At 37.4% G+C, this 11,904-nt stretch carries 12 protein-coding genes; 9 read left to right on the forward strand and 3 right to left on the reverse strand.

Annotated elements, in window-relative coordinates:
* Positions 1-41 precede the first annotated feature (41 nt).
* From tatC to chrA, 3 genes are all read left to right on the forward strand, one after another.
* On the forward strand, positions 42-800 hold the full coding sequence (gene tatC, locus BJ095_RS04025; protein WP_107932202.1) for a twin-arginine translocase subunit TatC: 759 nt from the start codon (positions 42-44) through the stop codon (positions 798-800).
* Between the two features lie 30 nt (positions 801-830).
* Positions 831-1,037 carry a twin-arginine translocase TatA/TatE family subunit gene (gene tatA, locus BJ095_RS04030; protein WP_107932204.1) on the forward strand — a complete coding sequence of 69 codons (207 nt, stop codon included), beginning with the start codon at positions 831-833 and terminating at the stop codon, positions 1,035-1,037.
* A gap of 182 nt (positions 1,038-1,219) precedes the next feature.
* A complete protein-coding gene (chrA, locus tag BJ095_RS04035; protein WP_107932206.1) occupies positions 1,220-2,413 on the forward strand; it encodes a chromate efflux transporter in 1,194 nt (397 codons plus the stop codon).
* A 139-nt stretch (positions 2,414-2,552) separates the two neighbouring features.
* Here chrA and BJ095_RS04040 read toward each other — a convergent pair whose 3' ends face one another.
* Positions 2,553-3,872, reverse strand: a complete 1,320-nt coding sequence (locus BJ095_RS04040; RefSeq protein WP_235867567.1) for a DUF346 domain-containing protein — start codon at positions 3,870-3,872, stop codon at positions 2,553-2,555.
* Between the two features lie 95 nt (positions 3,873-3,967).
* Positions 3,968-4,417: a phosphate-starvation-inducible protein PsiE gene (gene psiE / locus BJ095_RS04045; protein WP_107932208.1), complete on the reverse strand. Its 450-nt coding sequence runs from the start codon at positions 4,415-4,417 to the stop codon at positions 3,968-3,970.
* 391 nt (positions 4,418-4,808) lie between these two features.
* On the opposite strand from psiE, the gene BJ095_RS04050 reads away from it, so the two are divergent.
* The 6 genes from BJ095_RS04050 (at position 4,809) to BJ095_RS04075 (ending at position 10,923) form a co-directional block, all read left to right on the forward strand.
* Entirely contained in the window at positions 4,809-5,819 is a 1,011-nt protein-coding gene (locus BJ095_RS04050; RefSeq protein WP_235867568.1) for an ATP-binding protein, read from the forward strand.
* Positions 5,820-6,289: 470 nt separating this feature from the next.
* Positions 6,290-7,498, forward strand: a complete 1,209-nt coding sequence (locus BJ095_RS04055; protein WP_107932212.1) for an ABC transporter substrate-binding protein — start codon at positions 6,290-6,292, stop codon at positions 7,496-7,498.
* A gap of 115 nt (positions 7,499-7,613) precedes the next feature.
* On the forward strand, positions 7,614-8,489 hold the full coding sequence (locus BJ095_RS04060; protein WP_107932214.1) for a branched-chain amino acid ABC transporter permease: 876 nt from the start codon (positions 7,614-7,616) through the stop codon (positions 8,487-8,489).
* A 12-nt stretch (positions 8,490-8,501) separates the two neighbouring features.
* The gene (locus BJ095_RS04065) at positions 8,502-9,440 is read left to right on the forward strand and encodes a branched-chain amino acid ABC transporter permease (protein WP_107932216.1); all 939 of its coding nucleotides are present in this window, start codon (positions 8,502-8,504) and stop codon (positions 9,438-9,440) included.
* Positions 9,437-10,216 carry an ABC transporter ATP-binding protein gene (locus BJ095_RS04070; protein ID WP_107932218.1) on the forward strand — a complete coding sequence of 260 codons (780 nt, stop codon included), beginning with the start codon at positions 9,437-9,439 and terminating at the stop codon, positions 10,214-10,216. Before BJ095_RS04065 ends, BJ095_RS04070 begins: the two co-directional genes overlap by 4 nt.
* The gene (locus BJ095_RS04075) at positions 10,216-10,923 is read left to right on the forward strand and encodes an ABC transporter ATP-binding protein (RefSeq protein ID WP_107932220.1); all 708 of its coding nucleotides are present in this window, start codon (positions 10,216-10,218) and stop codon (positions 10,921-10,923) included. The genes BJ095_RS04070 and BJ095_RS04075 overlap by 1 nt, the downstream gene beginning before the upstream one ends.
* 32 nt (positions 10,924-10,955) lie before the next feature.
* On the opposite strand, the gene rluF is transcribed toward BJ095_RS04075, so the two are convergent.
* The gene (gene rluF, locus BJ095_RS04080) at positions 10,956-11,660 is read right to left on the reverse strand and encodes a 23S rRNA pseudouridine(2604) synthase RluF (protein WP_107932221.1); all 705 of its coding nucleotides are present in this window, start codon (positions 11,658-11,660) and stop codon (positions 10,956-10,958) included.
* Between the last annotated feature and the right edge of the window lie 244 nt (positions 11,661-11,904).

Genomic DNA, 11,904 nt, shown 5'->3' on the forward strand with positions numbered 1-11,904 from the left:
TAAAAAACAATTGGGCTTAATTAGAAAATAAGGTGATAAAAATGAAGGAAGAACATGAATTAACGCTCGTTGAACACTTAGAGGAATTAAGGAAAAGGGTAATAATCGTAGCTGTTACTTTAGTTTTATCGCTGCTGGTTGGTTTTTGGTTTGCGCCAAAAACATTAAATTTCATTAAGGATCAGCCTACAGCACAGGGTGTAGATTGGAATCTATTCGGCTACACAGATGGCTTAATGATTTATGTGAAGTGTGCCCTGATTTTAGGGATATTGATCACGCTTCCTATAGCATTATGGCAGATTTGGTTATTTGTGAAGCCAGGACTAAGCGAGAGGGAAGCAAAGGGAACAATTTTTTATATTCCTATTTCCTTTTTCTTATTTTTGTTAGGAATTAGTTTTAGCTATTTTATATTGTTTCCTTTAATGCTTAATTTTTTATCCAATGTGAATGTATCGATTGGCGCGATTGAAACCTATGGAATTCAGCAATACTTTTCATTGCTTTTTAATCTGACCATTCCAGTTGGGCTCGTATTTGAGCTGCCAGTAGTGATTTTGTTTTTAACAAACATAGGGGTCGTTACGCCGGATAAGCTTCGTAAAATGCGAAAGGTTGCTTACTTTATCTTAATCATTGTGGGCGTCTCGATTTCTCCACCAGATTTCATTTCAGATTTTGTTATCATTGTTCCGCTTTTACTTCTATTTGAAATTAGTATTAGTGTTTCTAGCTGGGCTGAAAAGAAGCGAAAGGAAAGAGAGCTATCTTATTCCGAAAATGGAGAGTTAACTTAAAATTTTTAAAAAGAAATGGAGGGCATTAAAATGGCGAGTATTGGTGTACCAGGTTTAATAATTATTCTGGTCCTGGCTTTAATTATTTTTGGACCATCAAAATTACCACAGTTAGGAAGAGCGGTTGGTGATACACTAAGGGAATTTAAAACTTCAACTAAGGATGTTATGGAGGACGTGACGGAGGATTTAAAAATCGAAGAAGTGGCGGAAGTAGAGAAAATTAAAAAAGTTTAATAAGTAATGGAGGAAGAGAATTCGTAAGCATTGGATTTCTCTTCCTTTTCCTATTAAATAAGAAGAAAGAGAATTGTTATACCGCTATAATTTAAAGTTTTGTAAAGATACCAATAGATTGCTGTTTACAAATTTCTTCTTTGATAAGATTTATGAAAAAAGAGGAGCTATAAACTATCACTATGAATTCAAATGAAAGATCAAATTCTTTAAAAACTTTGTTTGAAATATTGAAAGTATCAACTAAATTAGGCTTCACTTCCTTTGGAGGGCCGACTGCACATTTAGGCTATTTTCATGAGGAGTACATTCGAAGAAAAAAATGGCTCGATGAAAAAACCTATGCCGAGCTAGTGGCATTATGTCAGTTCCTGCCGGGTCCAGCAAGTAGTCAGGTAGGTATTGGAATTGGTGTGATGAGAGGTGGTATTTTAGGTGGTATTATCTCGTTTTTAGGCTTCACAATGCCATCCGTCATCGCATTAATTATTTTTGCATTGCTCGTACAGGGCCTAGATGTAAGTAATGCAGGATGGATACATGGACTGAAGATTGTGGCCGTTGCGGTAGTAGCTCATGCGATTTTAGGGATGGCCAAAAATTTAACGCCTGATTTATCGCGAAAAGCCATTGCGATTTTTGCAATCGCCGTCGTTCTGTTATGGCAGACTGCCTTTGCTCAAGTCGGAATTATATTGCTCGCAGGGGTATTGGGGTACTTCCTTTTTAGACAGGTAAACGAAGGAAATGTATCTAACCTTATCTTCCCGATAACAAAGAAATTAGGAGTTATTTGTCTTACGTTATTTTTTGGTCTATTGATTATCCTTCCGATTCTAAGGGAGGTTACGTCCTCGCGTTTAGTGGCGATGTTCGATAGCTTTTATCGTGCAGGAGCGCTAGTCTTTGGCGGGGGACACGTTGTTTTACCGTTATTAGAGCGGGAGTTTGTTCCGACAGGCTTAATTAGTGAAGAAGCCTTTTTAGCTGGTTATGGGGCAACTCAAGCAGTACCAGGACCAATGTTTACCTTTGCGGCTTATATCGGCGCTACTATGGATGGATGGCTAGGCGGTCTTCTTGCAACAGTAGCAATCTTTTTACCGGCATTTTTATTAGTTTTCGGTGCTCTACCCTTCTGGAATGCCTTACGCCGAAACGGCAAAATGAAAGGTGCCTTCATGGGAATGAATGCGGCGGTAGTAGGGATCTTGATTTCAGCTCTTTATGACCCAATTTTCACTTCAGCAATCATTGACCCAATTGATTTTGTTTTTGCAGTTGTATTATTCAGTATGCTGACTTATTGGAAGCTTGCCCCATGGATAATTGTGATTACGGGCGTTGTAGGTGGAATGCTTATAGCACTTATTTAGAAAATCCGTTTCAAAAGGATGAGTCCTTTTGAAACGGATTTTTGATATGGCTGGTTTATAAAAAAAAGCCAGATGAGGAAGTGGTCCTTCTCCATCTAGCTCTGGTGATATCTCATTTACAAATTAGAAGAGCTACTGATTATTGCCCTTGCCATGTGTGAATTAAATCGTTATTTTGTCCTTTTGCAAATACATCTGTTCGGTTAGCTCCCCAAGAAACTGCAGCGGGTGAACTTGTAAGAGTGCCGCCGATGGATTCCCAGCTATCCCAACGAGAACCATTCCATGTGCGTTTATATAGACGATTCCCTGTTCCTCTTGAAAAGACGTCCAGGTGATTTGCGCGGCGTGAAGAAACAGTTGGTGCACTTGTTAATGTACCCCCAAGGCTCTCCCAATCACTCCAAGTAGTGCCGCTCCACCATTTGTGGATTAAATCATTGTTTTGTCCTCTCGCAAAGACATCAATACGGTTTGGTCCCCACGAAACGGCTGCTGGTTCAGAGTTTAAGTTTCCGCCAAGATCTTCCCATTCTTCCCAGGTAGATCCGTTCCACGTTCTTTTATACAGTCGATTGCCAGTTCCTCTAACAAATACATCTAATTGGTTGGAACGACGTGAGGAAACAGCAGGACCGCTTGTTAATGTACCCCCAAGATTCTCCCAATCGCTCCATTGGCTACCGTCCCACCATTTGTGGTAAAGGGCGTTATCGGTACCTCTAACAAAGACATCAATACGATTTGCGCCCCAAGAAACAGCGGCTGGTGCTGAAGTTAAGCCACCCCCAAGGTTTTCCCAGCTACTCCATTGGCTACCGTCCCACCAAATATGGTAAAGGGCATTATCAGTTCCTCTAGCAAAAACATCTAGGCGGTTTGGTCCCCAAGATGAAGCAGCAGGTGCATCAACGATTGTACCCCCAAGGCTTTCCCAATTAGCCCAGCCCTGACCAGGAGTGGGTGTAGGAGTTGGTGTAGGTGTCGGAGCCGGGGCTGGACCAGGGCTCGGCTGACCTCCTCTAAGGATGTTTAGAGCAATCTCAATCACTCTTGTTAGAATTCTATCGAGGGTGCTTAAAGGTAGATTCATTTGACGTACTAAGGTATTAAACCAAGGTGTTTCCCTTTGGAACTGTGTGTAAACTTGACTAGCAGGTCGATTAATATTAGCTTGGTTTCTTGTAAAGTTCACTACATAAAAAAAGAACGTTTCAATTAACTGTCTGTTTACACCAGCCTGCTGTAGCTGTGTGTACAGATTTCCATGCTGACTGGGAATAGTTTGCATAAGCTGCTGAACACTTGGTTTTTGCTGTGGATTTCTTTGAACAAACTGAGGTGTTGCTGGATTATTAGGTGTGTTCATATTGATTTGGTTTGTATTCGTAGGGAAGTATTGCGCGTAATAATAGGGATAGCCATTATACATAAGACGTAAAATCCTCCGTTTTTTCATTAGTGTATGCACTTATGAAAAATATGGGAATCTATATTGATAGGAAATAGGATTTCAAAAGGCGAAGAAGCTAGGTGGAAGGGGCTTTTTTGAATTTAATTTTCTTCATTTTTATTAAAAAGCTGAGAACGCTTTGGTCTTTCAAGAGGTGTAAGGTTAATGATGAAATAACAAATAATTAAAATTAAAATAACTAGCGAAAAAATCAAAGTATCTAGAGGATGCTCATGATCAACGATAATCAAGCGAACCATCGCAGTAATACCGATGTAGAGAAAATAACGAAGAGGAAAATGATAATCATCTTTAAAATATTTAACAATCATCGTTATAAATTCGAAGTATAAGAAGAAGAGAAGAATATTAGCAAGGAAAAGCGTGTAATCACTACTATCCCTTAATAATAATATCTTAAAAAATTCTACTATTTCTTTTAGTAGAAGGAATGATAGAATGAAGGCTAAAATAACAAGGCAAAAATTCAGAAACCATTGTAAGACAGTCGGGAAAAGCTTAATGGATATTTTCCACTCTATTTTCTTCATCGTACCCCTCCTCCTTAAAAATTAAATTCTAATAAATTTAATCCTATGAGGGGAATTGCAAAAAAATGATAGAAAAAAGTTAATTGTAGTAAATAATTTATAAAGGTACAATTGTCATAGGAAGAAAGAACTTAAGTGAGTGAGTAACAAGGAAGGGTTAATTTGAAAATATATGAAAGAAATTATAACGAAATTTAGTACGAAAAAGTATTATATAATTATATATCTTTTGATAGGGATTATGACTACGGGATTAGTTGTAAAAAATCCACTCTATGGGGAGGATAATATCGGATATTATTTCCACCTCCTATTTGCATTCCTGTTTGCAAGTTGCTTATTAATTTACCCGAAGTATAAAAAAGGAATTATACGATGGTTAATCGTAATAATGGCTACTCTATTATTTTATACATTATTTTTAATTTACCCAGAAACAGGGTCTACCATATTATTGATTTACTTTATACCAACTATTTCTATTATATTTTTTGATAAGAAGCTCTTTTATGCTTCTCTTTTTATCAATCAAATTCTTATAGTAGCTACGGTTATTTTTCTCGTTAATAATGGAAAAACAAGTCTCTATCCGAATGTGACAAGTGACCCAATCGGAAATATTGTCACTTTTGTAGGCAGTCAGGTATTTATATATTTCATTTTTCATTTTACCTCAGATCGTATCACGAAAATGCAATTATATTATGAACAGGTAAAGCATTCAGAACGATTAAAAACAACAGGTGAGTTAGCAGCTGCTGTGGCACACGAGATTAGAAACCCATTAACAGTGGTTAAAGGGTATTTACAGCTTTACGAACAAGATAAAACTTTAGATGAATCTATGAAAAAAAGTTTACCTCTTTTAATAGATGAGCTAGATAGTGCTGAACAGGTAATCTCCCAATTATTATCATTATCCAGGCCGACAATGGACCAAAATACTGAGAGTGTAGACATAGAAAGAGCTATTAACAGTGTGGCTGAGCTACTACAATCCTATGGGATTTTAAATGAAAATAAAATTGAAGTAGTAGTCGAAGCTGGTAGTTACATTGAAATAAATAAAATGGAGCTGCATCAATTGCTGGTGAATGTTGTAAAAAATGCAATAGAAGCATCAAAGGCCGGTGGAACTATATTGATAACAGCAAAAAAGTTAAAGAATGAAAAGATTGAAATAAAAGTAATTGATGATGGCGTTGGTATGTCAGAAGAACAAATGACCTTATTAGGGACACCTTTTTATTCATTGAAGACAAAAGGAACTGGCCTCGGTGTAATGATTTGTAATAATATAGTAAAAAAATACAATGGTTCTATAAAATATGAAAGCTTAAAGGATTGTGGAACAACCGTTGCCATTTGCTTCCCGTCAAAAAGCATCCTTCATAGAGGATGAGCGCAAAGCTGACTTAAGAATGTGATATTCTGGTCAGTTTTTTTGATTTAGGTTCTTTTGCTGCTGTTTGTTTAATAAAGAATATTAGTGATGAAATTACATACATTTGAATTTCTCTATCTTATATTGTTAGATAGAGGTAAAAGGAAAATGCTCTCCAATAATAATGTTTAATTTAAACTTTTATATTTGTAAGATAGCTTTTTATAGTGTTGAGGGAGTTAGAAACTATCTACTAAAATGTTATATAATCACAGCATTAATATTTAGTTATCTAAATTTACTAAAAAATCACACTAGACTAAATATAAAGAATGTTTTACAATCATAAAGTCAATTGATTGAAGATATATATTTTTATAACTATTAATTTCAGAATATTTAGATTACCTATTGATGTTAAGTAGTCTGAATATTATAATTATTAAAACTTAAGAATCTATGTAACTTATTTTCGGGAGGAAAACAAAATGGCAGAGAAGAAAACATTAAAGAGATTTGCATCAGTATTTTTAGCATCATCATTAATCATGGGGGCGTTAGCAGGCTGTAATTCTGAGGGGACGTCAACAGCTGGTGGAGGCTCATCTAGTGATACTACTAGCGATGTAATTAAAATCGGTGCAAACTTAGAACTTTCCGGTGCAGTAGCTTCTTATGGATCATCTATTGCAAACGGAGCGGAATTAGCAGTTGAAGAAATCAATGCTGCTGGTGGTATCGATGGAAAACAAATTCAATTAGTTAAAGTAGATAACAAATCAGAAAACTCTGAAGCGACAAATGCAGCGATTAAGCTTGCAACACAAGATAAGGTTACGGCAATGATTGCTCCAGCAACTTCAGGGAACGTTATTGCAACAGCTCAAATTGCTAATCAATATAAAATCCCGACAGTTACTGCATCTGGAACAGCTCCAAATGTAACTGAAAATGAAGACGGAACATTGAACGATTTCGTATTCCGTACTTGCTTCATTGACCCATTCCAAGGGATTGTTGCAGCAAACTTTGCATCTAACGAATTAGGAGCAAAAAATGTAGCAATCTATGCGGATAATGCATCTGATTATGCTAAGGGGTTAGCGAAGTCATTTAAAGAACAAATTGAAGCGAATGGCGGAACGGTAGTAGCGGAAGAAGCTTACGTAGCAGATGATACTGACTTTAAATCAACATTAACTCGTATCAAATCAGCAAATCCAGATTTCATCTTTATTCCTGGATACTATGAAGAAGTAGGGTTAATTGTTAAACAAGCCCGTGAATTAGGCATTGAAGCGCCTTTAATGGGGGCTGATGGTTGGGACTCTCCAACATTAGTAGAACTTGCTGGTGCAGAAGCACTAAATAATACATTCATTACAAATCACTATTCTTCACAGGATCCAGAAGAAACAATTCAAGGATTTGTTGAAGCATTTAAAGGAAAATACAGTGAATCGCCAAACGCATTCCATGCACTTGGTTATGACACAGTTTACTACATTAAGGATGCTATCGAACGTGCAGGCTCTACAGATGGCGAAGCGATTCAAAAAGCTTTAGCTGAAACACAAGATTTAAGTTTAATTACAGGTACATTCTCAGTTGACGAAAAACACAACCCAGTTAAATCCGCAACAGTTCTAGAATACGTAGACGGTAATCAAGTGTTCAACTCTAAAGTTAATCCGTAAATTTACGTTTAAACGAATGGAACGAGTGAGGGGGGCGAGATTAGCCTCCCTTTTTACAATTTTAAAATCTATTAAAGCATCTAAAAGAATTGAAAGAAAAAAGGAGTGAGAGCTCATGGAATGGATACAACAGCTAGTAAATGGTATATCGCTTGGAAGTATTTATGCTTTGATTGCGTTGGGCTATACGATGGTATACGGAATCATTAAGCTGATTAACTTTGCACATGGTGACGTATTTATGCTAGGGGCATTTATTGGGTTTTATGCAATTGCAAGATGGGATATCGGGTTCTTCCCAGCCCTTATTATATCCATGGTACTCTGTGCAATTATCGGGGTAATCATAGAGCGAGTTGCTTATAAAAGGCTGCGGAATGCAACGCGAATTGCGGCTCTTATTACGGCAATCGGTGTTTCATTATTGATTGAATATACGGTGATATTCTTCAGAGGGGCCTCTCCAGAAGCGTATCCAGAGGTGCTGCCAAAAACATATATTGATATTTTTGGTGTGAGTATTAGTTCGATTTCTATTCTAATTTTAGCAGTAACAGTTGTACTAATGATTTTATTGCAATTTATCGTTCATAAAACAAAAATCGGAAAAGCGATGCGTGCAGTATCACTAGATCCAGACGCAGCCCGTTTAATGGGTATCAATGTAGATAATACAATTTCTGCAACATTTGCTATTGGTTCGGCCTTAGCTGGAGCAGCTGGTGTTATCTTCGGTGTTTACTATACAAGAATTGAACCTTTAATGGGGGTATTACCGGGTCTAAAAGCATTTATTGCTGCGGTATTTGGTGGTATTGGCAGTATTCCAGGAGCTATGGTTGGGGGTCTTTCTTTAGGTGTAGTAGAAACTGTTGTAAGTGCATTAGGTTTTTCTTTATGGCGCGATGCAGCTGCCTTCGTTATTTTAATTTTAATCTTAATCTTGAAACCATCGGGTATATTCGGAAAAAATACTCGAGAGAAAGTGTAGGTGAAGCGGGATATGAAAAAGTCAAAGGCGTTTTGGGTATTTTCTGCTTTAGCGCTAGTAATCTATGCAGTCGTTCAAGGATTAATCTCTAGTGGAATAATAGATTTATACTATCAAAATATTTTAGTGCAAATGTGTATTAACATTATGCTTGCTGTAAGTTTACATATTGTCATCGGGATTACGGGACAATTTTCAATAGGACATGCTGGTTTTATGGCAGTAGGGGCATATTTTAGTGCAATAGCCACTATGAAATTAGGTTTACCACTCCCTGTAGGTCTAGCATTGGGAGCGGGAGTTGCAGCTTTAGCTGGTTTACTAGTAGGGCTACCAACATTACGTCTTAAAGGGGACTATCTAGCAATTGCTACTCTTGGATTTGCTGAAATCATTCGCATTATCTTCTTGAACGTGGATTATGTTGGTGGAGCAGCTGGTATGGTGGTTACGAATATGACGACATGGACGTATGCTTTTGCTGGTGTTGTAATTACAATTATCGTAATTTCTAACTTTACAAACTCAAGACATGGTCGTGGTGCAATTTCCATTCGTGAGGATGAAATAGCGGCTGACGCTATGGGAATCAATACAACTTATTATAAAGTTGTTGCTTTCACAATTGGTTCGTTGTTTGCAGGACTTGCAGGGGCAATTTATGCACATAACTTTTTCATTATCCAGCCGACAACGTTTAACTTCTTAAAATCCTTTGATATTTTGATTTATGTTGTGTTAGGTGGATTAGGAAGTCTTTCTGGATCAGTGATTGCAGCTATTTTTTTAACAATGGTAACTGCGTTTTTAGCAAACTTCCCAGAGACTCGCATGATTATCTATTCGCTTGTATTAATTCTAGTGATGCTTTACCGTCCAACAGGTTTAATGGGAACAAAAGAGATTACGTCTTTATTTAAATTTGGAAAAAAAGGAGGTACTAAGCCATGACAAGTAACCTTCTTCTTAAAGCAGAAAATGTCGGCATTCAATTTGGAGGCTTAAAGGCTGTTCAAAATGTAAACATGTATTTAAACCAAGGAGAATTGGTTGGTTTAATCGGTCCAAACGGCGCTGGAAAAACAACGACTTTTAATATGATAACAGGTGTATACCAGCCTACAGTTGGCGCAATTACCTTTGCCGGTAGAAATTTGAAAGGGCTAAAGCCATATCAGGTAACAAAGCAAGGCATGAGTCGTACATTCCAAAATATCCGTTTATTTAAGGATTTGTCAGTATTAGATAATGTTAAGGTTGCCAACCACAATATTGCCAAGCATTCCATTGTCTCTTCCATTCTTCGTTTACCAAGTCACTTTAGTGGAGAAGCGAAAATGGAACAAGAATCCATTGAGTTTTTAAAGATTTTTGGTTTAGATGTCTACAAGGATGAAATGGCCAAAAACCTTCCGTACGGGATGCAGCGTCGTCTAGAAATTGCCCGTGCCCTAGCAGCAAAACCAAAGCTCTTATTATTGGATGAGCCAGCAGCAGGGATGAATCCTCAAGAGACGCATGATTTGATGGAGTTAATCGCCTTTATCCGAAAAGAGTTTAACTTAACGATTTTATTGATTGAGCATGATATGCATCTAGTTATGGGGATTTGTGAACGTATTTATGTACTTGACCATGGTCAGCTGATTGCGGATGGGACAGCAGAAGAGATTCGAAATAATCCAAAGGTAATCGAAGCATATCTTGGTGAGGAGGTGACTGATTAATGCTAAAAGTAAATAACATCGATGTATTTTATGGAAACATTCATGCATTAAAAGATGTCTCCTTGGAAGTAAATGAAGGTGAGATCGTTACATTAATCGGTGCAAATGGAGCAGGAAAATCAACGCTTTTAAAAACGTTATCCGGACTTTTGAAGCCTAAAAAGGGTGAGGTTTTGTATCAATCCCAGCAAATTGGTGGTAAAGCCGCACAAACCATTGTGAAAAATGGTATTTCACATGTTCCAGAAGGTAGACGTGTATTTTCAACGATGTCTGTAGAGGAAAACCTGGAGCTAGGTGCGTATTTACGCCATGATCGAGATGGGGTTAAAAAGGACATGGCAAATGTCTATGATTTGTTTCCGATATTGGGTGAACGTCGTAAACAGCCATCCGGTACATTATCTGGTGGGGAACAGCAAATGCTTGCAATGGGACGTGCATTAATGGCAAAACCGAAGCTGTTATTATTAGATGAGCCATCCATGGGGCTAGCACCGTTAATCGTAAAGCGAATTTTTGAGATTATTAAAATGGTGAATGAGCAAGGTACAACGGTTTTGCTAGTAGAACAAAATGCCAACATGGCACTATCTATTGCGAACCGGGCTTATGTTATCGAAACAGGGAAAATCGTACTTTCTGGCACAGCGAAGGAGCTTCAAGAAAGTGAACAAGTAAAAGCAGCCTACCTTGGAGGCTTATAAGAAAAGGGAAGCTTTGAGGGCTTCCCTTTTTATTAATTTTTCGGCTGATACTTTAATAGTGTGAATAGCTCGGCCTTTTCCTTCGGTGTTAAGTCTCTCCACTGGCCGACCTTTAGATTGCCTAAGTGAATGTTCATAATACGAATGCGTTGCAGTCTTTTTACTGAGTAGCCAAGAGCTGAACACATGCGACGAATTTGACGATTTAGTCCTTGCTCCAGAACAATTTTAAAGACATGAGATGAAACCTTTTCAACCTTGCACGGTAAGGTTTTAGTATCTAAAATCTCTACACCTGAAGCCATTTTCTTTAAAAATTGCTCAGAAATAGGTTGGTCCACCTGAACCACATATTCTTTTTCGTGGTGATTTTCTGCGCGCAAAATTTCATTGACGATATCCCCGTCATTCGTCAAAAGAAGTAACCCTTCAGATTCTTTATCTAGCCTGCCGATGTGGAAAATCCGTTTAGAATGCCCAACAAAATCAACTACATTGCCTTTAATATGTCTTTCAGTTGTACTTGTAATGCCGATAGGTTTATTTAATACGATATAGACAAGCTCTTCCTCTTTTTTTACGGGCTTACCATCTACACAAACGACATCACCTTCGTTTACCTGACTACCGACCGTAGCAAGCTCTCCATTGATGGTGATACGACCGTCCTCAATCCATTTATCTGCACCACGGCGTGAAGTAACGCCTGTTTCACTTAAAAATTTATTAATTCTCATAAATTCTCCTATTAACCTTTAGTTAAATCCAGTATACAATAACCAATTTCAATGCCTCCACTATTGTTGACTACAAATAGCAGAAACATTCCTACTGACGCTATATCATGTTTTCCTTCGATGCTACTAAATTTATAGTATTTGTCGAAAACTTTTTCTTAAAAAATGGAATAAATTAGATATATTTTTGTAATTTAAACAATATATATTACTAAATACCTTTTAGAATGGGGTACTGCGGTGC

This window comes from Ureibacillus chungkukjangi (assembly GCF_003217295.1).
In the GTDB taxonomy this organism is placed as follows: Bacteria; Bacillota; Bacilli; order Bacillales_A; family Planococcaceae; genus Ureibacillus; species Ureibacillus chungkukjangi.

Coding starts and splice junctions, on each gene's coding strand:
- tatC (WP_107932202.1), top strand. CDS start 42: ATGAAGGAAGAACATGAATTAACGCTCGTTGAACACTTAGAGGAATTA.
- tatA (WP_107932204.1), top strand. CDS start 831: ATGGCGAGTATTGGTGTACCAGGTTTAATAATTATTCTGGTCCTGGCT.
- chrA (WP_107932206.1), top strand. CDS start 1,220: ATGAATTCAAATGAAAGATCAAATTCTTTAAAAACTTTGTTTGAAATA.
- BJ095_RS04040 (WP_235867567.1), bottom strand. CDS start 3,872: ATGAAAAAACGGAGGATTTTACGTCTTATGTATAATGGCTATCCCTAT.
- psiE (WP_107932208.1), bottom strand. CDS start 4,417: ATGAAGAAAATAGAGTGGAAAATATCCATTAAGCTTTTCCCGACTGTC.
- BJ095_RS04050 (WP_235867568.1), top strand. CDS start 4,809: ATGGCTACTCTATTATTTTATACATTATTTTTAATTTACCCAGAAACA.
- BJ095_RS04055 (WP_107932212.1), top strand. CDS start 6,290: ATGGCAGAGAAGAAAACATTAAAGAGATTTGCATCAGTATTTTTAGCA.
- BJ095_RS04060 (WP_107932214.1), top strand. CDS start 7,614: ATGGAATGGATACAACAGCTAGTAAATGGTATATCGCTTGGAAGTATT.
- BJ095_RS04065 (WP_107932216.1), top strand. CDS start 8,502: ATGAAAAAGTCAAAGGCGTTTTGGGTATTTTCTGCTTTAGCGCTAGTA.
- BJ095_RS04070 (WP_107932218.1), top strand. CDS start 9,437: ATGACAAGTAACCTTCTTCTTAAAGCAGAAAATGTCGGCATTCAATTT.
- BJ095_RS04075 (WP_107932220.1), top strand. CDS start 10,216: ATGCTAAAAGTAAATAACATCGATGTATTTTATGGAAACATTCATGCA.
- rluF (WP_107932221.1), bottom strand. CDS start 11,660: ATGAGAATTAATAAATTTTTAAGTGAAACAGGCGTTACTTCACGCCGT.